The sequence below is a fragment of the Bartonella sp. AP19HLJMH genome (genome assembly GCF_042196245.1).
In the GTDB taxonomy this organism is placed as follows: domain Bacteria; phylum Pseudomonadota; class Alphaproteobacteria; order Rhizobiales; family Rhizobiaceae; genus Bartonella.
In genome coordinates, this window is the sequence record NZ_JBHIPX010000001.1 from 43,325 (window position 1) to 68,566 (window position 25,242).

Here is a 25,242-nt window from a genome sequence, read left to right on the forward strand (position 1 = left end):
TATGAAAATTTGCGAATAAACCGCGGTAAAATGCTATACCTGCTTAAATAAATCTATCTTTTAAAAAGTTTCCTCAGCTTATTTACTCACAAATTGCTTTTTATAAAAACAATGATCTTGTTTAAAAAACAGAAAAAAATTGCGTAATATTCTATAAATAAAACAACTATTTTAATCATCTAAAGAAAACAAAAACTCCATTTTCTGTAGCCACTATAAAAGCCTCTTTTTCAATGAAATTGTCTTGATCTTGCCAAGCTTTTTATAAAAATGCTTAAAAAATGTAATAAACTGCCATTACACCTTAAGATGCATTTTCCTTTGATATAGCTTTTTTCTCTTTAGAGATACTCATATCTTCTTTCGTTGTCGTTTTAGATTTAGACTTTTGTGGTCTTTTTGCTTTAGCATTAAGTTTTGATTTTTTTTCTGCAACCGGCTCACCTTTAACGCGCACATCAGCTAATGTTGAGCGAATAACACGAATATTCATACTCTCACCAATTTCAACCTCTAATTCACCGCTCTCGTCGTGAACCTTCGTAACCTTGCCGATAATACCACCACCCGTTATAACTGTATCACCACGACGTACTGCATTAAGCATTTCTTGGCGTTTTTTCATTTGGGCACGCTGTGGACGAATGATAAAAAAATACATAATTGCAAAAATTAAAATGAATGGGACAGCGCTAGCAAATGAAATTCCACCGGAAACATCGCCTGCAACTTGAGCATAAGCGTTCGTAATAAACATTTTTATCTCCTATAGTTAAACCTCAGGTATTTCCCACTCTATTAAAATGAAATTCCGATACAGAAAAAATTCCTAAAGAATTTATCATAAAAAGCAATAACTACATAATCTAATCACAGCTTTACAAAAATACAATAAATCCTTAAGAGGCAGAATACCAAAATACAATGAGAAAAATCTTAAAAAATAGATTCACTTTCCCCTATTGTATATCCTACAATACAAATCTTTTCACTAACTCAATAAATTATACAAGATAATTTTTCTAATGAACAAACTTAATTTATATAGATAATTTATCGTTTTTGATATCAAATGACAGATCTAAATACAATAAAACGATCTCATTTCAAACCTTCTGAATTAATCAAAACGATTTTCTTGCACGTCACACATATGAAACGAGCCTGTCGATAAAAACTTTTTAAGAAAGGCGTGAAATATCTTTTTTCATGCTTCTCTCAAATGCAAGAGCAATTGGAATACTCAAAGCTGACAAACAGTATGATACTATTGTCTTACACTTTCATAAATACAAAGATGGTAATATCTAACGACCCCAACGAACTACTCTCCTGAAACCAATGATTTTTTGCTGCTATATTATTGATTTAAGAAAATCAATTGTTTTTCATGAATTTTCTATAAACTGTAAGACTATTCAAATGTCAAAGTTATCAATAAATTAGTTTTCTAAATATTTAAGGGGATCAACAGGTAATGAATTCTTACGCATCTCAAAATAGACACGTGGCGTTTTAACATTTCCTGAAACACCAGATTTAGCAATCTCATCACCGCGCCTTATCCTTTGTCCTTTGTTAACAACAAGCTTACTATTACATCCATAAATAGTGATAATATCATTTTCATGTCGAATCATCACAACATTACCAAGCTCTTTTAGTCCATCTCCCGCATAAATAACCACACCATTTTCTGCCGCCTTTACCGAAGACCCTTCAGGCACTGCAATATCTATTCCTCGATTCATTACTGTTCCCTTTTTTTGACCGAACTGGCTTAATAAACGCCCTCGTACTGGCCAACGCATCTTAGAAATTCCTGTGGCTTGCGGAGTCGTCATATTATCTGTATTCGTAACAGTACTTGACAAACCAGTCTCATGTTTCAATTGCGTCATCTGTTTAGAAAAATTTTTCTCAGAACTTGATTTGTTCATCTTTGCAGAGGGTGGCGTTGTTACAGGAGCTTTATATATAGGAGAGGACTTCTTGTTTTTTATAGAGGACATCACTTGAGATTGGGATGCAGATTCTGTTGTTGACACTGCCCAATCGTTATTATTGTGTGCATTTGAAGATGCTAATGTACGCCTGCTTGGAACAACAAGGACCTGACCAATATAAATGGAATTGCTGTTTATACCATTTGCTAATTTTAATGCCTCAACACTAACCCCTACTTGTCGTGCAATATTGAGCAGTGTATCTCCACTCTGGACAATATAAGAATTCCGCCGAAAAATAGGAGATTTATCCATTTGTGAACGAGAAAGTGTTCCAAGATTACGTGGAGGGGAGCCCATAACGCGACCATCAGAAGAAGTTATCCTATCTTGATGTGGAAAATTATAGGGGGAATTATCATCTCCCCACGAATCATCGCTTGATTCCACAGGTGGCAATTCAGTGCTTTGTATCATACCACTACCGTATGATAGCATTCGCGGGTCTGTATACATAGTGCTTGATATATTTGATTGAGATGATACCGTACGATGAGAGAACGTATTGGAAAAACGCTGTGTACCAGAACTACAACCAGCAACAATAGTTACCACCGCTAACAAAGTTATTCTCTGAAAATTATGCTGGAAAATATTATCCAAAGCTTTTAGACACATCGTTTTGCTCACTCATCAATAATCAACTCACTCCATTAAAGCTTTTTTAAATTACCGAAGAGTTAAAATGAGATGTTTTATTCATAAATATCTTTATATAAGATCAAAATGAACTTAACGTAGACAATTTGCAGAAACTTCTTAGCTTGTAAAAATTAAAGTATCTCCGCAATGCCTTTAATAAAAGGTTGGTAACGCACTTGGAACAGTTCTAAACACTCAAATCGACTACCAATTTTTGTATAGCGCGTCACCGTTTGTACCCCTTCGTCAGGTCCTATCGCCTGAATGAGAATTCCATTTTCAGCTAAAAGTTCTAAAAATTCCTTTGGTTCATCAAAACGTGATGGCCAAATAAGAATGCGATCAAATGATCCTAAGCCTGTCACGCTATGACTTCCATCAATCTGCCGTATAACAATATTTTCAATTCCTAAAGTTTGAAATTTTTGGCGTGCTAAATCAACAAGCGTTTTATAACGATCAATCGTTGTCACACGGTCACTCAGACATGCCATAAGAGCAGTACAAAAACCAGATCCTGTACCAATTTCTAAGACACGATGCCTTTTTTTCAACGATAATGCCGAAAGAATTAAGAGTTGTTCTTCCAAACGTTCCATATATTCACCACACTCAAGGGGAATAACTTTATTATCATAAGCACTATTGAACCAAGGAGCAGCAACAAACTGTTGACGCGGAATTTTCTCTAATGCCGAAAAAAATCGCACGTCATCAATGCCTTTGCTACGCATTTTCAGTACAAGAGCGGCTAACTCCTCACGAAATTGTAAAATACCCTTTTGCCCCATAGTATCATTCAATCTCCAATGGAGGTACACTTTTATCATACTGACAAACTGCTTCTTTTAAAATGGCAAAAACTTGCGTCTGTGTATCATCACCTCTTGGCAATAAACGCATATTGTCTCTCCTTTCGTAAAATTAAGCAGTAATACAGCGCATGCCTCCCATATAAGGTTGTAAAACATCTGGAATAATAATTGATCCATCAGCCTGTTGATAATTTTCAAGTACAGCAATAAGACAACGTCCAACAGCCGTACCAGAACCATTAAGGCTATGAACAAAATGCAATTTTTTATCGCCGTCTTTACGATAGCGCGCATTCATACGACGACCTTGAAAATCTCCACAAACTGAACAGCTAGAAATTTCACGATAACATTCTTGACCAGGAAGCCAAACCTCGATGTCATAGGTTTTACGCGCTGCAAACCCCATATCACCCGTAGAAAGAACCACTGTGCGAAAAGGCAAACCAAGCCGTTTTAATATATCTTCTGCACATTCCGTCATACGTTCCAATTCAATTAAAGACTGCTCTTCACTGGTAATCGAGACCATTTCAACTTTCCAAAATTGATGCTGACGCAACATACCGCGCGTATCACGACCGGCTGCTCCCGCCTCTGAACGAAAACAGGGAGATAAAGAAGAAAATCGCAGTGGTAAATCTGATATTTCAAAAATTTCATCGTTGACCAAATTGGTTAATGGCACTTCTGCTGTGGAAATAAGCCATCGACCATCTGTTGTACGAAAAAGGTCTTCAGCAAATTTCGGTAATTGTGCTGCTCCGTAAACAATCTCATCACGAACAAGAAGAGGTACTGAGACTTCTGTGTAACCATTCTCATTGACATGCACATCAAGCATAAATTGGCCTAATGCTCGTTCTAGCCGTGCTAACGCCCCTGAAAGTACTGTAAAACGTGTTCCAGACAAACGACTAGCTCGTTCAAAATTCATCTGTTTGAGATCTTGACCAAGATCAAAATGTTCCTTTGGTGTAAAATTAAATATTGGAGGTGTACCAAAATGTCGAATGACGACATTATCACTTTCATCTTTACCTTCTGGAACATCATCTAATGGAATATTTGGAAGTGCTGAAAGAATTTTCTCAAGACTCTCCGTCAGCTGTTTTTCTTCCACTGTTGCAGAGGAAAGAAAAGCTTTAATCTCTTCAACTTCAGCTCTAAGACGTTCAGCCATTTGCTGATCCGATACCGCTAAAGCCTGTCCTATTTCCTTTGAAACAGCATTGCGACGTTCCTGCGCCAATTGCACCTTAGCAATATGCGACCGACGTGCAAGATCAAGTTGTATTAACCTTTCAGCTTGTGGCTCAAGACCTCTACTTACGAGTGCTTTATCTAATTTCTCAGGATTGTCACGAATCCACTTAATATCAAGCATAAAAATTCCTCATTTATATTGTTTTTATTCATTCCTTATCGCATAAGATTATACACTTTTCTTAAGCGGATTTTCTTCTCTTTTCTATACTGTAAGCAATTAAAATTGAAATCTCGTAAAGTGCTATTGTTGGTAAAGCCACTGCAAACATCGTAAAAAAATCCGACGGCGTTATGATTGCCGCAATGATAAAAGAGAGCAAAATAGCCCATTTTCGTTTAGACACCAAATCATGAGACGTTAAAAATCCAATTTTTGTTAAAAGACTGATGACAAGAGGTAATTGAAAAATCAAACCAAAAATTAGGATAAATGATGTCATAAAGCCCAAATAATCAGAAATACGCACTATAAACTCTATTTTTAAATGAACATCTGGAAGAAATTGTTGAGAAAGGCTAAACCATAGTATTATTGGCGCTAATAGACCATAAACAAACGCTCCCCCAATACAAAATAAAATAGGCCCCCCAATGAGAAATGGTAAAAAAGCCATCCGCTCATTTTTATAAAGCCCTGGTGCAATAAAACTATAAAACTGAAAAGCCGTATAGGGAAAAGATAAAATAATTCCCCCAAAAGCAGAAAGCTTCATCTTCGTTAAAAAAGTTTCCCATACTTGCGTTGATTGCAAACGAATACCCTCAGGGTTACCCCCTGCTATTTTCATTGCCCACTGATATGGCCATAGTAAAAAATTTAAGATATAATCTTTAACAAGAAAACACATCATAAAAGCGATCATAAATGCAACCAAGGCAGAAATAATTCGCTGACGAAGTTCAATTAAATGTTCTAAAAGTGGAGCCATATTAGCATCAACTTCATTTTTTTTTACATTCATGACACATCTTCTTTTTCTTTAGAAGCAATAGATACTGTCGTATCTTTATTGGTTACGTTTTGATCGCATTCCAAAATTTCTTTATCTTTTTTTGATTTATGGTGTGTTGCCTTAACATCCAAATTATCGTGGATATCTTCTAATGTATTTTGAATGGGATCAAAAGTCTCTGTCAACTTCTTACTTGAATCGCTAATATTCGAACATGTTTTTTGCAAAGCATCGAGCTCGATTTGTCTTATTGCATCATCAAACTGATGACGCAATTCATTTGCTGTTGAACACATATGAGCTCTTACCTTTGCTACTGTTTTTAATATTTTAGGTAAATCTTTCGGTCCAACGACAATGATGAGAACAAGTAAGATTACGATAAACTCTGGTCCATCAATCCCAAACATCTCTTAATTCGACTTTCTCATCAAAAAATAATGCACAATGATGATTGCGTTTTTGTTACTGTTTTTTAGCAACAGATGTTTTGCGTTTTTTAGAAGCAGAAGAAACCTTTCTGCGCGCTGTTGCATGTTTTACCGATAACGGCTGAGATTGTTGTGATTCTACATCAATTATTTGGGAAGTAGGAGCCATTTCAACTTTATCCTCAATGCTGTCATCTTCTTCCTTCATATTTTTTTTGAAGGCTTTAATTCCCTTAGCAACATCGCCCATTAATTCAGAAATTTTACCGCGACCGAAAAGCACAAAGATAATCAATAAAATTACAATTAAATGCGTTGGTGAAAAAATATTACCCATTACTCTCTCTAACTTATGCTTTTAAATTTGATTTCATTTATTCATGCTTCCTCTGAAGAATGTATCAAATATAATATCTTACTTGTATATTTTCTTCTTAACTTAAAAACAATTACACGCTTTTATTGCAAAAGAACTTTTTATCCTCTCATCCCTTTTTAGCGTACTATAACACAAACCATTCAACAATGATAAACCGCCTCATACAAAATTCAAAACACTTAAAAACTTTTCTAAAATAACTTCATCTGATTTCCTAGGTTACTCATCTTCCTGTAAATACTATAGCTAATGTCTCTCCTTTTACACAATGTTTTACGTATCATTACAAACATTTCCGTCAAATTATCCTTTACTGATAAAGATCATAACATGTTGTAAAACACTTTACGTATTCAATTAAAAAATTCAGAAAGAAAAATCTCTAAAAAACTTTCTTAACACATCATCAGTCTCTTCAAAAACTATCATCTTACGCACAACATTTATTCTTTGCGTTGGGGTAGGAATTTTATCATTCATTATTCTATGTACAATACGAAATATGAGCCATCATCGCGTTCAGTTAAATATCTGGCGTGTAAGTAAAAACTATTAGCGGAAAGAGTAAAAATGCACTTTATGAACCAACTCAAGTGCCAAGAGGTATGGCAATACTGCTAAAAAATAAAAAAGGTACCAGCTTGTGCCTTTATTCAGTAAAATACCTCCATATAACCAGCTCTCTAAGCCACTGTATGCTCTAACTATTACAAGTCTCCGGATTCTGGGCATGCGTTCTCATAATATCATGTGTTTAACCTATCTCAGTATTGAAAACAGAATGGGCATGAATAGAAAATTACATTCAATCAAAAGCATGGTATAGAAGCATAATCCATATAAAAAGAATTTCTTATCCTAGCCTTTTTTATAAGATTACCTCATAAAGCCGCTCGATAATACAGTGTTAGAGATAGATAAACCTATTTACTTTAGTTTAAAATTCCTCATTTTGATTGAGATAGCTTGCAGAGCACATATCAATTTTCAAAAGTTTTATTTTAGCATCATACACAATAACCTAGCTATTTAGCGTGTATAATGTAAAGCTTCGGCTCCGCTTAAAACAATGAAATTCATTCACACTTTTACAAAAATCTATCACTATAACACCAGCACTTTATTGCTCTATCCATAATTTTACGCTTGCTAAAAAACTTATAAATGTAACAATGTTTTTATCAAGCATTTGAAATTCTTTAATCTTTAAACAAAATGAATTTGAAAGATACCCTTCAATTTTTCAACAAACTTCACTAATATTCTCGTTAATTGAGTTTTTTATAGTTTTCCTGAAAGAGTCCGCGGTCATAAAAAAATTCTCTTACAACATAAATATCTCTATTGAAATGTTTGATCTCTTCTTGTCTATCTTTCATATAAAAAAATTAAAATTTTAACGATTAATCTCATTATATAAAAATAGCTCTGTGAATAAATGCTCTGATGACATTAATATTTTTTCTGTAGTGTATAATGTGGGAGTGAGGGTATTGTTTGATTTCTACAAGAGTATTTTTATGGATATCAATTCTATTATTCTATGCTAATAATCCGGTACAGTTATACATATGATAGAGTTTACTCCATGAATTATCGGCATATTTATCATGCTGGCAATTTTGCTGATGTTTTTAAACACATTATTGTCACTCGCATTGTAGAATATCTCAAACGCAAAGAAAAAGCTTTTCGCGTTATAGATACGCATGCTGGAATCGGTATTTATGACCTTTCTTCTTTAGAAGCACATAAAACAGGAGAGTGGCGCGAAGGTGTCCAACGACTTTTTTCAACTCCTATCCCAGAAGATTTAAGAACACTCCTTTGTCCATGGTGTGATATCATTGATGCCCTCAATAAAGGGGAAAAAGAAATTGTATTTTATCCTGGATCTCCTGTTCTTATTCGTCAATTATTACGGAAACAAGATCGCCTCACCGCAATAGAATTGCACAATGAAGATTATCATATTTTAGCAAAAAACTTTGCAGGAGATTATCAAACAAAAGTTCTGCATTTAGATGGTTGGCTTTCCTTAAATGCTCATGTACCACCAAAAGAAAAACGTGGGTTTATCCTTGTTGACCCTCCCTTTGAAAAAACTGGAGAGTTTTCCCGCCTTATTGATGGATTAACGAAAGCCTATCGTCGCTTTTCTGGAGGAATCTACGCTTTATGGTATCCTGTTAAATATGACAAAGAAATTGAAAGTTTTCTTCACGCGCTTTATCAAACCGGAATTCCTAAGATTCTACAGCTTGAAATGCGTATCCGAAAAAGTTCAAGTCCACCGACAATGAATGGAAGTGGTATGATTATTATTAACCCTCCCTACCTTTTGGAAGAAGAAATGAAAAAACTCAGCCCCTTTCTTATCAACCGTCTGGGACAAGATGAAAATGCCCAAATAACGCATAAGTGGCTTCAAAAAGAACATCTGTTATGTTAGATCTTTCTCTGATATTTTTTCTAAATCAAATATCATGTTGTAAAATACAAAGGCATTAAATGATAAAGTTCTTTGATTCTTTGGATAATACCAACATATTATAATGGTAAGCTAATAACGATCAGCGTGAATTAATTTTTTTCCTTTTAGAAAGTCTATCCTCTTAATCATCATGGATTTCTTATTTCAATCATTTTAATGGATAAATTGGGCAAATTCATAAAGCTGTCTTAGAATAACAACTCTCATATTTTTTATGAAAGATCGGCTCTCTAAAATCATACTCTTATGCTATAAGATATTATTTATAGAAAAAAATTATAAAGACATAAATAATCATTATTTAATAAAAAAGAATATTTCATATATTCAACAAACAACATATTCGTAACAAACGGAATGGTCCTGAAAAATAATACAAATTGTCCGCAAAATGAACGGGAAAAACTTTCTTTTCTCTCTAATGTTACATGGCATAATGCCAATCAAAGCAATGAGAAAAATCAGTTCCAAGGTATCAAATTCATACAAGAGTTTGTTAGACACCTTCCGCATAAGCCAGGGGTTTACCGGATGATTGGTGAAAATGGTGATATTCTCTATGTTGGCAAAGCCCGTAATCTCAAAAAACGTGTTTCAAACTATACACGTGAACAAGGACACAATAATCGTATTACCCGCATGATTCGTGCAACATATCATATGGAATTTATCGTCACCCATACAGAAACAGAAGCACTCCTTTTAGAAGCCAATCTCATCAAAAGATTGCATCCACATTTTAATGTACTCCTACGTGATGATAAAAGTTTTCCTTATATTATGATTACAGATGATCATCGAGCGCCTGCACTTTACAAACATCGTGGTGCTCGAACACGAAAAGCTCACTATTTTGGTCCTTTTGCTTCTGCTGGTGCAGTGACACAAACAGTTCATATTTTACAACGCGCCTTTTTATTACGAACCTGTACTGATTCAGTTTTTGAAAACCGTACACGCCCCTGTTTGCTTTATCAAATTAAGCGATGTTCTGCACCTTGTACTCATGAAATTAGTGACAGTGATTATAAAGAACTGGTGAAAGGAGCAAAAGCGTTCCTTTCGGGAAAAGATCAATCTATTAAAAGCGATATGGTTCAAGCTATGCATAAAGCCGCAGAAAATCTTGATTTTGAACAAGCAGCTTCCTATCGTGACCGCTTATCAGCCCTTTCTCACATACAAAGCCATCAAGGTATTAATCCTCAAACGATAAAAGAAGCGGATGTATTTGCAATTGCGCAAAAAGAAGGAATGACCTGTATTCAAGTGTTCTTTTTTCGCATGGGGCAAAATTGGGGAAACCGTGCCTATTTTCCTAAAGCAGATCCCTCTTTTTCCCGTACTGAAATTTTAGCGAGTTTTCTTGCCCAATTTTACGATGATAAACCACTTCCCAAAAGCATCCTTTTATCTGAAGAAATTGAAGAAAAGGCACTTCTTACAGAAGCATTTAGTCTCAAAGCAAACCACAAAGTATCCCTCTCTTTACCCAAACAAGGTGAACGGAAAACTCTTGTTAATCGTGCCTATCTCAATGCTCATGAAGCACTTGAACATAAGCTTTCTGAAACAGCCACCCATACAAAATTGCTTCAAGGTCTTGCTAAAACATTCCAACTACCTGTTCCTCCACGCCGGATAGAAGTCTATGACAATTCTCATATCATGGGAACAAATGCTGTAGGGGCTATGATTGTTGCTGGTCAAATGGGATTTATTAAAAATCAATATCGAAAATTCAACATTCGCTCAACAGATATCACGCCTGGCGATGATTTTGGCATGATGAAAGAAGTGATTAAACGAAGATTTTCACGCCTTATCAAAGAGTATGATCTGCCAAATAGAAGTCATGACATAAAAGATGATGATCTTTTTCCCATTTGTCCTGACCTTATCTTAATCGATGGTGGTGAAGGACAAATCAACAGCGTACATGCAATACTTGCTGAATTACAATTAAATGATCTCTTCACAGTTGTTGGAATCGCCAAAGGTGTTGACCGTCATGCGGGACGTGAACGATTTTTTATAAAAGGTATTCCCCCCTTTACACTTCCTCCACGTGATCCTATCCTCTATTTTTTGCAACGTCTGCGTGATGAAGCACACCGTTTTGCGATTGGAACTCATAGGATAAAACGAAAGAAAGCAACATTCAAAAACCCACTTGATGAAATCGAAAATATTGGTCCGACAAGAAAGCGTGCATTGCTTCATCATTTTGGAAGTGCCAAAGCTGTTGCTAGTGCCTCATTTGAAGATTTAAAAAAAGTTACGGGAATTTCTATGACAATTGCACAAAAAATTCATAACCATTTTCATGAAAAATAGGCTTGTTTCATAACCTTCTCCTTGTTACGTTAAGGAAATATATTCTCTTTCACAAGAATTAAAAATGGCTCCATGAAAAATCATACTTTTTCTTTTCCAAATATTTTAACTTATGCACGAATTGTTGCAGTCCCAATGGTTGTTGCATGCTTTTTTTTAGAAGGGCGGCTACAATCAAGTGATATCACTCGCTGGATTGCTGTTTCCATTTTTATCGTTGCATCCATTACTGACTTTCTTGACGGTTACCTTGCTCGTATTTGGGAACAAACATCCAATATTGGTCGCATGTTAGATCCAATTGCCGATAAACTTCTCGTCTCTGCTTGTTTGCTCTTGCTTGCCGCAGACAGTACCATCGCTGGGTGGACACTATGGGCAGCTATTATCATTCTTTGCAGAGAAATTCTTGTATCAGGATTACGTGAATATTTGGCTGAGTTAAAAGTTAGTGTTCCTGTCTCTCGTCTTGCAAAATGGAAAACTTTTGTACAGATGATCGCTATTGTATTTCTTTTAGCTGGACCAGCCGGTAATAAAATTTTCCCTTACACAGTAGAGTTTGGCATTACTATGTTGTGGATTTCTGCCCTCCTTACATTGTGGACAGGGTGGGATTATTTTCGTGCAGGTTTAAAACACGTTATCCTATGAATCATATGGAATTTTATAATGGTGATTTATCTTTTTGTACTTAAATAAGAGATGAGAATAGCATAAGATTGATTTATTTTAAATCTATTAATGATAGATCAATAAAACACTTTTTTGCACATTACAAGTAAGGGTAGCGTGTAGATAAAAACTCTTCAGAAAAGAGTAAATAGGCTTTATATTTTCGTAAAAGCAGCTGCAATATTAAAAGCTAAAAAAACGATTAATGCTTCATATACTTTCAAAAAAATCTATAATCTTATAAGCAAAAAACCGAAACATAGTGTTTCGGATTTTTGCTTCTTATATACGCTTTATTATTATAAACGCTTTATTAACCAACAATTTCTGCCTCAGAAAACCAAAAGGCGATTTCTGTTTTTGCCGTTTCAGCACTATCGGATCCATGGACAGAATTTTCGCCAATCGATAAAGCATGAACCTTACGAATTGTCCCTTCTTCTGCATCACTAGGATTCGTAGCCCCCATTACTTCACGGTTTTTAGCTATTGCATTTTCGCCTTCCAAAACTTGTACAACGGTTGGACCAGAAGACATGAATTCAACCAATTCACTAAAAAAAGGGCGTTCTTTATGAACAGCATAAAATTTTTCAGCCTCACGTTTACTCATCCAGACACGTTTAGATGCAATAACACGTAGCTCCGCATCCTCAAGCATTTTAGTAATTTCGCCAGTCAAATTACGACGGGTTGCGTCTGGTTTAATCATCGAAAAAGTACGCTCTAAAGCCATTTAACCACCTTTATTTCATTTATAATATTCTCTAGCCATCTCTATAGCGAGCAAGGAGCCCTTTGCCAAGTGACTCTGCAAAAATCTATACAAATTCTCAAAAATATAGAATGAATTATAAAGAAGACTTTAATAAAAATACCTGCAATTGCTCATCCCATCATAAAGATGCGCTACCGCCCCTCAGCAAATGTTGAACTTCTTTTATATTCCTCAACGCTTTCCATCAAAATTATCATTGAGATCAATTAAAAAATAACCATATCGTTAGAAACGATAGCGTACACCTAAAATACCCTGAAAGGACTGTTTTGTTTTACGCCCTTTAATATAATGTGCCTCACCATATAACTTTAACTTCTCACTCACTAAACTGCTTAAACCTATTCCTAATTTACCTGCATTCCCCGATAAGTCAGTGGTAAATGGATGGCGTTGATTAATTAACGTTTGATTGTCATCTTTATTCTCACGCAACCATGCTGCTGTAATATACGCAAGCGATGAGGAATCCATGTGAGAACCAAATTCATATCCTAAAGATAAGCCAACCTCACTGCGTAATGAAGTGAATGGACGCATGTCACCTGTCATGTCATTCGATAACTTGATTTCTTTACCCTCAACTTGTAACCATGTAAATTGTCCATAAGGCTGTAACCAACTGTTCTTTGACGTCTTAAGTCGATAACCAGCTTCAAAGGAAGTTCCCAATGCCCTTTGAGTATATGTTCCTTCAATCTCTAAACCATTCGTTGAAACGGCTTTTAGAGTATTTTGATAATGATTGTATTTTAAAATACCATCGAGATACCATCCACTATGATCAAAATAAGTGACATAAGCACCAATACCATAAGTATTGATTCCACTGTTACCCCCCCGTGCATGCGCAACACGGGCACGATCATAACTGCCAAAACCACCTATATAAAATTCTCCATTTTCCCACTCGCTTAAACCATTGATCCCTAAAACAATACCTGTCTGATCTAACTTAAAATCTATATGCTCTGTCGCAATACTCTCTTTAGATTTAATCGCATAGGTCCATAAAGCTGCATTCTTTTTACTTTTATCTAGAATTCCTCTTCCCGCACGTACGGTTTGCATTTCATTGTGAAAAATCATCGCTGGAGCCGCAGACATAGACAATACCGCATCTGTAGAGGGAGTAGTCAAAAAGTGAGAAACTGAAAGTTTCTCACTCAATTGTGGAAAAGGGTGTTCTTTATGAACTGGACGCAAAGTCATTTGATCGGCTAAAGATTGAGAAGAGGTTGAAACAGCAGTTTGTTGTTTTTCATCAGAAAAAGGATGAAGACCTGATAGAGGAAACGCTACAAGAGTCTGATTTTCTTGAGAGGGAGATACAGAAACACTAGAGACATTCTGTACCCCTCTTAAATGACGTGGAGGTCGTGGTTTAGATGGCTGTTTTTTAGTAAGTGGACGAGGACCGGTATTTTTTCCTTCAGAAGAAGCCCCTTGATCAGACTGTATACCCGTATCAGCAGACAATGCAAGAGGAATCTTCGCTTTCTTATTCACACACTCTACTTCAGAATTAGAACCTTCCGTATCTCCAGAAGCTCTACTTAAATACCAAATTGTAGCACTACCACTAGAATCAGCACATCTTCCTCTCTTCACTAAGCGATACTGATAGGTTCCACCATCAACAGCTGTAATGTCCTTGCCCAAAAGATCTGCCAGAGTAAAATTAGCTCCGCCATTGTGGCTTCTATCGGTAATTAACGGAAGCTCAGTAACCAAACTATTCCTTTGTGAGAGAGGACCTGTAATTTCACGTCCAGAATCTGCAATATTTATTTTGTGATTCCCTGAGCCCTCACCAATCAACAAATAATCACTCGCATCCCACGTAGCGCTAATATTGAATCGAAAATGTAAATCCCCTGAAAGTCTCTCAACATAAAGTGAAATATGACGTGGATCATACGGAATAGAAGAAAAAATAACAGTCCCACCCTGCCCCCCTAAATCTTTAATTTTAATCTGTGGTTTTTCTCCTATCTTCCGTTCACCAACCTCAAATATTATCTCATCCACGCTCTCTTCTATAGGAATTTTTTTCTTAGTTATATGATTTGTCCTATCGCCAGCGAATAAATAAAGTTCTCCGCCACCATTGATCCTTACTTCTCCAACGACTTCTTGTACACCAACATGGAACCACGATTTAGCAAAATCGGTAATTGTTAAAGTATCTACAAATCCCATAGGATATACAACTTGAATAGCTTGATCCTTCAAAGTAGTTTTCACAGACTCCCCTAGTGCTAAGACATGCTGTCTCCCATTCCCAGAAACTTCTGTAAACATTGCTCTCCCCCCTTCCTTTCTTTGCCCCGCATAAATATTTTGTTCTCCATCATTTCCCACTTTCGCATACCAAGCACCTCCCCCATCATACACATTCTGCTGCCCTATTGCTCCATCTACACCAGTAACTGTGGAATTATATGCACTACTCCGTCTCAACACGCGTGTAAGATCAATATTGGGCTCTTCATGAATAAACTGCTTACCACCTCTAACTTCAGCATTAATTGCAGTTCCTCCGCGTACAACTATCTGCATCCCACCTTTTTTAATATTAGATCCTACGGAGGATTTTCCATTATCAACAAGCTCTACATCACCATATTCAATCGTAATATTATTTTTGAAAAAACTAGCAATCAGTTCTAAATTTTTTTCTTCCTCTTCTCTATTTCCCACATCTGTTGCTCTTGTTAGCACTCTATTCCTACTCTCGACTACACTTGCAGATTGCAAAAGACAACTACTGATCATCAATACTGAAAAACTTAATTTGTATTTATACCGCATTATCCACACTCCACTCTCAATTATTTAGAAAAATACCCCGCGACTACATAGATAGCTCATTTTAGATTGTATCATAATGTGTTTTATTTATGTCTAAATACAATTTTTTAGTGTATTTTTTAATTTAAACAACTTAAAGTTGTTTATCTATAAACCACTAAAAAACTCTAACTTAAGGCAGAAAAATTGAATAAAATTCAAAATGTTCACTTAAGTTAAAGGAATAATTTGCATATCTGGAATTATAGATGAAAAAAATGCTCGTGCCCTTTAATGGGGCCCCCTCTTCACGTAAAACAAAACGCCATTGGGTTGTACATTCACTCACTTGTTTTAAAGAGACATCTCTCAATGCACTCAAGCCCATTTCGCCATGTCATCCATGAATGATATACCGGTAAAGCCATTGACCCCCCAATCTTTACGCTTATGAAGAAGCGAGCCGATATCATCATACACTTTTCCAGCCCTAAAATGTTGCAACGCGACACCCTTTGGTACTTGAGGCAGTTTATAAGAGGTATTTTTAGTTCTTTCTTGTACAATTTTTATCCACGCAGGCTTCCCTGCTTGTGACGTGCAAGAAAATGGTTTTGATTGATTCAACATAAACAGATTTGGAATGAGAGAATCCTATGATTTTCGCGACTCTCATTCAACATGCATAGAAATGAATTATTATTATAAATTCAGTATGTTGCCTTTAAAAGAGAGAGTATAAAGACATTTCTACTATTTGAGAAAGTCCTTACACTCTCGAGAAGACATAGCCGAACGTTATCTGTTTAAGTTTGCAAAACAATTACATTTGTAAAGTTAATCAGCCATGCACACATATTTAGAAACTATAGCGTAATCCTAAAATACCTTGAAGAGCATTCTTAATCTTATGTCCTTTTAGATAATGTGCTTCCGCATAAAGTGTTAGTTTATCATTGACCGAACCGTTTAAACCAATTCCCAATTTACCCGCACTGCCTGATAAATCTGTAATAAATTTATACTGGTTATTAATGGTCGTATAATTATTATTTATATTCTCACGCAACCAAGCTGCCATAATGTAAGCTGTTAATGAAGTTTCTGAACTCACAAAAAATTCATGTCCTGCAGTCAATCCAACTTCACTGCGGAATGAAGTTAATGGGCTTAGATCACCTATCATTCCATTGGAAAGTTTTATTCTTTTACCTTCAACCTGCAAACCTGTTAGCTTGATATAAGGCTGCATCCAAGTATTCTGTGCCGGTTCAAAATAACAACCAATCTCAAATGATCCACCTATCGCCCACTGATTGTAATGACTTTGAATGGCTAAACCATTCGTTGATATGGCTTTCAAATTATCTCGGTAATAATTATATTTCAAAACACCATCCATATACCATCCACGATGATCAAAATAAGTTGCGTAAGTTCCAATACTATAAGAGCTCAAATCGCTGTCACCACCTCGTGCATGAGAAATACGTGCTTGATCATAACTCCCGAAACCACCAACATACAACTCTCCATGCCTTAATTCACTCAACTGATCAGCACCAAAGACTAAACCTGTCTGCCCAAGCTTAAAGTGTGTATGGCCTGTCGCAACACGTTCTCTGCTCTTAATCCCATAAGTCCATAGTTCGATATCTTTCTTATTTCTGTCCCAAATTTTTCTACCATTCCGTATAATTTGCAACTCATTATTAAAAATAAGCCCAGGAACTACGGACAACGTTAACACTGCATCTGTAGAGGGGGTTGTTGATGTTTCTCCAGGAAAAAAAGGATTTGTCGGATCTGGTATAGAAGGTTCTGGTCCACTGAGGCGGTCTGCCGATAAAAACCAAACTTTTCCATTTTCATCCTTTCTTTCTTTCAAATCATACATATAAGTTCCACCATCAATGGCGTTAATTTTTTCACCCTTAAGATCTGTCAGCGTAAAATGCGCTCCACCACTTTGATCCGTAATTAAATCACGCTTATTTGAAAAAGGATCCGTGATTTCAACTCCAGAATCAGCAACACTTATTGTATGTTTCCCAGCGCCTTTCTCAACCAAGAGATAATCACCACGGTTATGGGCAATCGTAGTATTGAACGCGAAATGTAAATTTCCTGAAAGATTATTCACATGAAGCTGAGAATAATATGGATCAGAACCTGTAAACGAAAAAATAACACTCCCTTCACCACTTAATTTTTGTATCAAAGAACTTTTTCCATCAAACTCATCAGTAATAGAGTATAGTTTTGTATCTTTTCCATTTAAAATAATATCTTCTACTGTGGTGCGTTGTTGATCATTTCCAGCATAAAGATGGATCTGCCCAGAATGGTTTACCTGTGTCTTGCCTTCTAATGTTGCTCCAGCATACACCCATGATTTTGTTTGATCATTCATTGTTAGATTTTTTACAGATCCATCAGTATATATTTCCTGAATAGCACTCTCATTTAAAGTGACTCCAATAGCCTGACCGCCTTTTAAGATACGTTGTTTACCACCACCAAAAACTTCTGTGTCAAATGCAAAACCACCATTTTTTGCACTTTGAGACTTTTGCCCAACCTCTTGGACACCCCCTTGCATAACTTTCGTATTCCAAACTTTTCCGCCATCATATACTTTTTGTTGGCCTAGTGTTTCATCTTGACCATAAATGACAGTATGAGAAGCACTACTGCCTTTAATCTCTCCTCCAATATCCCCCTCCCCGAAAACAAGCTGCTCACCACCATAAATTTTAGTCCCTTCTACTTTTCCTCCATTTTCAACACTTTGGTGTCCGCCTTCTTCAACAACAGCATTTTTCGAAAAACCTTGTTTTCCCTTCAAAGCCTGAACATTTTCAATTCCACCATGTTCAATTTTACTATTCTCACTGAGTCCTCCTGCATACACATAAAGCTCTGCACCATTCCTTACAGTGTTATTAATGGATCGCCCTGGACTATCAATCTCACCATCATTTGAAATGTATGCTTTACCTTCATTATCAAGGATATAATTTTCTAACATTGCCCCATCTTTAATGGAAATAAGTTCAGGCTTTTTAAGAAATGCAGTATTTTGTTCTTGTGCATTATATCCAGCATTGTCACGATGACTGCTGTCAAGCTTCTGTTGACTCGCAAACACTCTAGCACCCTTATCCATGATAAAATCGCTAGGCTTTTTCAAAAAGTCTAATTCATTGCGTGTTCTTACCATAACATCATTAGAGGCTCCAAGTATGCATCTGCCTGTTTTCATATCCTCATTGTATTGATCTTGAAATACTTTATCATCTTCATAACTTGAAGATTGACAAAAAAGTGCTGTTCCCCCCTCATTTGCAGCAGCAGCTTGCACAAAACAGCTGCTCAACATGAGTATCCAAAAATTTCGTTTCCATTTATATTGTAGAGCCATATCCTCCCCCTTCACGCCTGCATAGACACTAAACGTAATTAGCTCTACAAAACATATTTTCAACCTTAGATTGCAATAATCCTTCTTAAAAATCCCCCTTATCTCATAAAAAACCGTTCTTTATAGTTTTTAAATACTTTTTTGATCAAGAATATAAGAGCGCTTTTATAGTGCTTCTTTAGCATTTTCTCGGAGTTTTCTTATCAAAGATAAAAAGTAATGCATAATCAAGTATATAAGGGTATACAGTTTATCATGAACAACGAAGCTGCGTGCTCTGAAAAATTGTTCTCTGAACCTTTAATTAAAGACCTTTAAAAACAATCATATATTTAAAGATAACTAAAAAATAACCATATACTTAGAAACTATAGCGTACACCTATAATTCCCTGAAGGGACTGTTTTGTTTTACGCCCTTTAATATAATGGGCCTCACCATATAACTTTAACTTCTCACTCACTAAACTGCTTAAACCTATTCCTAATTTACCTGCATTCCCTGATAAGTCCGTGGTAAAGGAATGCCGTTGATTAATTAACGTTTGATTGTCATCTTTATTCTCACGCAACCATGCTGCTGTAATATACGCAAGCGATGAGGAATCCATGTGAGAACCAAATTCATATCCTAAAGATAAGCCAACCTCACTGCGTAATGAAGTGAATGGACGCATGTCACCTGTCATGTCATTCGATAACTTGATTTCTTTACCCTCAACTTGTAACCATGTAAATTGTCCATAAGGCTGTAACCAACTGTTCTTTGACGTCTTAAGTCGATAACCAGCTTCAAAGGAAGTTCCCAATGCCCTTTGAGTATATGTTCCTTCAATCTCTAAACCATTCGTTGAAACGGCTTTTAGAGTATTTTGATAATGATTGTATTTTAAAATACCATCGAGATACCATCCACTATGATCAAAATAAGTGACATAAGCACCAATACCATAAGTATTGATTCCACTGTTACCCCCCCGTGCATGCGCAACACGGGCACGATCATAACTGCCAAAACCACCTATATAAAATTCTCCATTTTCCCACTCGCTTAAACCATTGATCCCTAAAACAATACCTGTCTGATCTAACTTAAAATCTATATGCTCTGTCGCAATACTCTCTTTAGATTTAATCGCATAGGTCCATAAAGCTGCATTCTTTTTACTTTTATCTAGAATTCCTCTTCCCGCACGCACTGTTTGCATTTCGTTGTGAAACACCATCGCTGGAGCTACAGACATAGACAATACCGCATCTGTAGAGGGCGTGGTCAAAAAGTGAGAAACTGAAAGCGTCTCACTCAATTGTGGAGAAGGCTGTTCTTTATGAACTGGACGCACAATCATCTGATCGGCTAAAGAGTGAGAAGATTCTGAAACAGCAGTTTGTTGCTCTTCAGCAGAAAGAGGATGAGAACTCGCTGGACCTGAGACTTCAATAACGTGACTTCCAAGAGAGGAAACAGTTGGAGAGACAGAAACCTGAGATTTTTGCCTTAAGTTTTGGCGGTTCTCTCTTCGACGTGGCAATTTAATAACATGTGCTTGTGGTGCTGCAATCGTTGAAAGAGAAGAAACTGATTGATTTTGATTTAAATGCCGCACAGATCTGCTTCTACTATGTGGTAAACTGTTGAGAAATGAAACATTATCAATAAATACTGCAGATAAATACCAAACTTTTTCACCCCCACCCTCATCAATTCTCTGTTTTAAACCATACGTATAGGTTCCGCCATCAATAGTTTTAACATTTGCACCAGAAAAGCTTCTCAAGGTAAAATGTGCGCCACCACTTTGATCAACAATTAAATCAAGTTCTGTTGAAGAAGGATCAACAATTTCAATACCGGAATCTAAAATACTTATTGTGTGAGAACCACGGCCATTTTTGATAAAGAGATAATCACCTTTTTCTTCTGCAAGGCTAACATTAAAGTTAAAATGTAGACTCCCTGCTAGATTATCAATGTAAAGCTGAGAGTAATATAAATCATCTTCAAAAGAGGTAAAAATGACTTTTCCTACACCGCTTAACTGCTGAATGCGTGTACTTTTGTCGTCAAACCCACGAGCAACGGAGTATAATTGAGCGTCTTCTCCATTTAATTCAATGTTTTCTACTATAGTTTGTTGACCATCGTCTCCAGCATCAAGATGGAGCCCACCAAAATCCTGAACTTTTATTTCTCCTCCTAATATTGCACTAGGAGAAATCCATGAATTAGCATTACCTTCAATCGTTAGATTCTTTACAATTCCACCTGCATAGACTTCTTGAACACCACCAGTGCGTAAAATGACTGTATTTGCTTCACCTCCTGCTAAAACACGCTGCACACCCTCTGAAAAGATTTCAGCATTTACAGCTAAACCGCCGGCTTTTTCTGCAAAGTTATCATCATTAGGAAACCACTTAGCAAGAGTTTGTACTCCTCCACTCATCACTTTTGTTCCCACAGCCATCCCATCATCATATACATTCTGCTGTCCCAGCGTATCACCTTGACCATAAAGTGTCGTGTTATAAGCACTGCTCCCCACAATTCCACCATTTACATAACCATTTCCGAAAACAAGCTGCTCCCCACCATAAATTTCAGCTCTCAATGCGGTTCCTCCTCCCTCCACTCTTTGTTTTCCACCCTCGTAAATAATCGTAGATTCTGAGATCCCTTGTTCCCCTACAATCTCAGTACCACCATTTTCAATGGTTGTATTTTTACTGAAACCACCAGCTTCAACATAAAGTCTTCCTGATCCCTGAATTGTATTATTAATAGACTTCTTAAGAACACCTTGCTCTCCATCATCAGAGACATAAACTACGTTATCGTCACCGAGCAAAGAGCTTTGTAGAATTTCTCCTCCTTCCCCAATGCTGTAATGAATTACATCAGAGATACTAAAATCTTTTGACGATGTCATATTTTCTTCTTTTTCAGGAAGCTTATCTATAGGCGACTCCACATGAGGTGAAGGAATTACAGGAGCAGAAGTTATTTGTGATGTAGCCAAAGACCAAGTCTTTCCCCCATTATCATCTTTTGTCTTTAAGCCATACATGTAGGCTCCACCATCAATCGTACTCGTCTCTTCACCAGAAAAATCTGTCAGAGTAAAATGCGCATTTCCGCTTTGAACATGAATTAAATCAAGCTCCAAAACTAAATTCTGATCTTGTAGAGGAGAATTGGTCATTTCAACACCAGAATCGATAACGCTTATGGTGTGATTACCTGATCCTTTTTTGATCAGAAGATAATCACCGCGCTGTTCTGCAAAATTAGTATGCAACCTAAAATGTAAACTCCCTGAAAGATCATTGATCTCAAGTTTAGAGTAATGTGGATCAAACACGGTAGAAGTAAAAATAACACGACCATTCCCACTCAGATTCTCAATCAAAGAACTTTCACCATCTATATTAGAGGCAATCGCGTACAATTTTGTATCTCTGCCATTTAAGACAATTTTTTCTACTTCAGTACGAGATTGCTCTGCACCAGCATAAAGATAAATCCGTCCAGAATCATTAACCGTTGTCTTTCCTTCCAATGTTGCGCCACCATGTAACCACGATTGTGCTTGATCCTTAACGGTTAAATCTTTTACATAACCTCCTAAATCTATTGCCTGAAAAGCAGTCCCTTCTAAAAGAACGCCAATCGCGATTCCTCCCGCTAAAACATGTTGCTGTCCACCAGAAAAGACCTTCGTATCAAAGGCAAAACTGCTATAATGGTCTAAATCTTCTTCCACATAAAGATTTTGTACCCCTCCTTCCATGATCTGTGTGTTAAAAACCTCTCCATCATCATACACATTCTGATATCCTCGCACTCCATTCTCACCAGAAACGATAGTGTCATGAGCGCTACTCCTTACCATCTCCCCTTTGATATCAGACTTTCCTGAAACAAATTGCTCACCTCCGTAAATTTTAGCCCCTTCAGCTTTTCCCCCCTCTTTAACCTTTTGTTGCCCACCTTTATGAACAATAGTATCCTGTGAAAGACCCTGTGTTTTAATAAGCTCAGTGCCACCTCTTTGAATTGTCGTATACAAGCTAAAACCACCGCTATAAACGGAAAGCTTTCCACCATCTTTAACTGTATTACTAATTGAAGTTTCTCCATTGCTATCAACTTCCTTGCTACTCGTGTCAAAGCTAGGATCTGCAATAGAAACAGTTGTTCCTTGATCAATTGTGAGTTCTGTAAGTAAATCACTTGATGAACCAGTATATGGTTTCAATACACTATCAAAAACTTGAGAAGTTGTCTCATCAATGGTGTGGTTTGCATCTAAGTACCAAATTTTACCAGTACCCTTATTGTTTCTATGTTTCAAACTGTACCGATAGGTTCCGGCATCAACAGTTCCGATTTTTTCACCAAAAGTGTTTGTCAGAGTAAAATGGGCATTTCCGCTGCGATCAGAAATTAATTTAAGCTTTTTGTGGGAAGGGATTGTAATTTCACGCCCAGAATCAGCCACACTTATTGTGTGATAACCTGAACCACTTTCTTTAATGACAAGATAATCACTAAGATGCTTGGCAAAGTTGACATTAAAATCAAAATGTAAAGAACCTGAAAGATCATCAATATTAAGCTTAGAGTAATGCTTATTAGTCCCTAAGTACGTAAAAATAACTCTGCCACTTCCAGTTAAATTCTGGATATTAACGTGAGGTTTTTTGCTGTTATCTTCAGGAGCAATAATGTATAGTTTGCTATCTTCTCCATTTAAATTAAGATTTTCTACTTCCGTAACAGCTTCACCATTCCCAGCATAAAGATAGAGACTACCAAAATCATGAACATTTGTATCCTTATCTAATATTGCACCAGCAAAAGCCCATGACCTTGCTTGATGATTAATGGTTAGATTATCCACGTATCCAGAATCATATATATTCTGAATAGCTCTATCGTATAAAGCGACTTCACTCGCATTCCCTCCTGCAAAGATATTCTGTATACCATTTTTAAAAAGTTCGGTACTCAGTGCAAAAGCCCCCTCATTAATTGTAAAATCTTCATCTTCTATATCGGCTGTATCAGTATCTTCTGAGAAACCGTTATGAAAATTCTCTTTACCATCAAGATTCTGGACACCTCCTTTCATAACCTTTGTGTCAACAGCCATCCCCCCACTATAGACACTTTGTATTCCTAGCATTCCATCTGCAGCATGAATTTCAGTGCCATAAGCACTACTTTCCTTATCTTTACGCGACAAACCATCCCCAAGAAACCCCTTACCAAAAATAATCTGCTCACCGCCATGGATTTGAGCCCCTTCTGCATTTGCACCACTCTCAACAATTTGTTTCCCCCCTTTTTTAACAGCGGCATATTCCGAACTGCTCAAGTTTTGGACAAACTCAATCCCACCATGCTCAATTGTCGTATCCCTGCTAACACTTGCTGCATCAATGTAGAGTTTTCCCCCTTCTCTAACCGTATTATTAATGGAATAAGCTGCATCTTTATAGTTAAAGCTATTTATTTCAGAACCTTCAGAGTCACGGTTAGTAATATAGATCGTAGCACCATCGCTTATTATTGAATTTGTGAGTACTTCAAAGAATAGCTTTTCTAATCTCTTCCTTTCCTCTTCTGAAAGATCACTTCCTTCTACTGTCTGTTTATTCTCTATCTTTTTTGATCCCCCCTTTTTTTCTTTTAGTCCCCTCACTTCTGATAACAACTTTCTTGTCTCTTCTAGGTGTTCACTGATACTTACTGGTGTTAATAACTTTTCTCTTGGTGTAGCTACTCCATATGCACTCGCAATCTTGACAAAAAAACCACTGGCCATTACCGCACAAAAACTTAATTTCAATTTGCGTTGCATTATTTACACTCCATAATTTTAAATTTAAATTCTCCCATTTAGAAAAAAGTGCATAGATCAAAACAACACAACGTAATTGCTCAACCTCATGTCTTTTAAGATAGCAAAGCATTCGATGGATTAAGCTCTGACAGATCAAATATACACCATGTGTTTTAAAATGCATGCACAACTAAAAGATTTAATTTTTTAGATACACTTTAAAAGTGTTATAATTGCATCCATGAAAAATATTTTTAATATTTTGAGACACTAAACACTGATCTACGAATAAGATTGATCCCTTAATAGATAAAAATGGCATTAAACTTTAAAGGAAACAGCAATGTGAATGAGAGCTGCGTTTATGGCCACCTATTGCCATCTTCTACAGCATTTAA

At 36.5% G+C, this 25,242-nt stretch carries 15 protein-coding genes; 3 read left to right on the forward strand and 12 right to left on the reverse strand.

The window, feature by feature from the left end; all coding sequences use genetic code 11:
- Positions 1-304 precede the first annotated feature (304 nt).
- The 7 genes from yajC to tatA all read right to left on the reverse strand — a co-directional run bounded on the left by yajC (position 305) and on the right by tatA (position 6,453).
- Positions 305-757, reverse strand: a complete 453-nt coding sequence (gene yajC, locus ACFINR_RS00195) for a preprotein translocase subunit YajC (protein ID WP_375612910.1) — start codon at positions 755-757, stop codon at positions 305-307.
- Positions 758-1,442: 685 nt separating this feature from the next.
- Positions 1,443-2,624 carry a peptidoglycan DD-metalloendopeptidase family protein gene (locus ACFINR_RS00200; RefSeq protein WP_375630192.1) on the reverse strand — a complete coding sequence of 394 codons (1,182 nt, stop codon included), beginning with the start codon at positions 2,622-2,624 and terminating at the stop codon, positions 1,443-1,445.
- A gap of 155 nt (positions 2,625-2,779) precedes the next feature.
- The gene (locus ACFINR_RS00205) at positions 2,780-3,439 is read right to left on the reverse strand and encodes a protein-L-isoaspartate(D-aspartate) O-methyltransferase (protein ID WP_273791164.1); all 660 of its coding nucleotides are present in this window, start codon (positions 3,437-3,439) and stop codon (positions 2,780-2,782) included.
- Positions 3,440-3,572: 133 nt separating this feature from the next.
- Positions 3,573-4,850, reverse strand: a complete 1,278-nt coding sequence (gene serS / locus ACFINR_RS00210) for a serine--tRNA ligase (RefSeq protein ID WP_375620754.1) — start codon at positions 4,848-4,850, stop codon at positions 3,573-3,575.
- Between the two features lie 61 nt (positions 4,851-4,911).
- Positions 4,912-5,694 carry a twin-arginine translocase subunit TatC gene (tatC, locus tag ACFINR_RS00215; RefSeq protein WP_375611255.1) on the reverse strand — a complete coding sequence of 261 codons (783 nt, stop codon included), beginning with the start codon at positions 5,692-5,694 and terminating at the stop codon, positions 4,912-4,914.
- Positions 5,691-6,095: a twin-arginine translocase subunit TatB gene (locus ACFINR_RS00220; protein ID WP_375652270.1), complete on the reverse strand. Its 405-nt coding sequence runs from the start codon at positions 6,093-6,095 to the stop codon at positions 5,691-5,693. Before ACFINR_RS00220 ends, tatC begins: the two co-directional genes overlap by 4 nt.
- 55 nt (positions 6,096-6,150) lie before the next feature.
- Entirely contained in the window at positions 6,151-6,453 is a 303-nt protein-coding gene (gene tatA, locus ACFINR_RS00225; protein ID WP_375652271.1) for a twin-arginine translocase TatA/TatE family subunit, read from the reverse strand.
- 1,630 nt (positions 6,454-8,083) lie between these two features.
- On the opposite strand from tatA, the gene ACFINR_RS00230 reads away from it, so the two are divergent.
- From ACFINR_RS00230 to pgsA, 3 genes are all read left to right on the forward strand, one after another.
- Positions 8,084-8,947 carry a 23S rRNA (adenine(2030)-N(6))-methyltransferase RlmJ gene (locus ACFINR_RS00230; protein WP_375631751.1) on the forward strand — a complete coding sequence of 288 codons (864 nt, stop codon included), beginning with the start codon at positions 8,084-8,086 and terminating at the stop codon, positions 8,945-8,947.
- Between the two features lie 399 nt (positions 8,948-9,346).
- Complete coding sequence (gene uvrC / locus ACFINR_RS00235) at positions 9,347-11,326, forward strand: excinuclease ABC subunit UvrC (RefSeq protein WP_375652272.1); 1,980 nt, start codon at positions 9,347-9,349, stop codon at positions 11,324-11,326.
- Positions 11,327-11,398: 72 nt separating this feature from the next.
- Positions 11,399-11,980, forward strand: a complete 582-nt coding sequence (gene pgsA, locus ACFINR_RS00240; RefSeq protein ID WP_273723320.1) for a CDP-diacylglycerol--glycerol-3-phosphate 3-phosphatidyltransferase — start codon at positions 11,399-11,401, stop codon at positions 11,978-11,980.
- 334 nt (positions 11,981-12,314) lie between these two features.
- On the opposite strand, the gene ndk is transcribed toward pgsA, so the two are convergent.
- The 5 genes from ndk to bafA (ACFINR_RS00265) form a co-directional block, all read right to left on the reverse strand.
- Entirely contained in the window at positions 12,315-12,737 is a 423-nt protein-coding gene (gene ndk, locus ACFINR_RS00245; protein ID WP_375652273.1) for a nucleoside-diphosphate kinase, read from the reverse strand.
- Between the two features lie 267 nt (positions 12,738-13,004).
- Complete coding sequence (bafA, locus tag ACFINR_RS00250; protein WP_375652274.1) at positions 13,005-15,593, reverse strand: BafA family autotransporter; 2,589 nt, start codon at positions 15,591-15,593, stop codon at positions 13,005-13,007.
- Between the two features lie 357 nt (positions 15,594-15,950).
- A complete protein-coding gene (locus tag ACFINR_RS00255) occupies positions 15,951-16,202 on the reverse strand; it encodes a hypothetical protein (protein WP_375652275.1) in 252 nt (83 codons plus the stop codon).
- Positions 16,203-16,431: 229 nt separating this feature from the next.
- Positions 16,432-18,996, reverse strand: coding sequence for a BafA family autotransporter (gene bafA, locus ACFINR_RS00260; RefSeq protein WP_375652276.1), 2,565 nt, complete (start codon positions 18,994-18,996; stop codon positions 16,432-16,434).
- Positions 18,997-19,357: 361 nt separating this feature from the next.
- Positions 19,358-24,862, reverse strand: a complete 5,505-nt coding sequence (bafA, locus tag ACFINR_RS00265; protein WP_375652277.1) for a BafA family autotransporter — start codon at positions 24,860-24,862, stop codon at positions 19,358-19,360.
- Between the last annotated feature and the right edge of the window lie 380 nt (positions 24,863-25,242).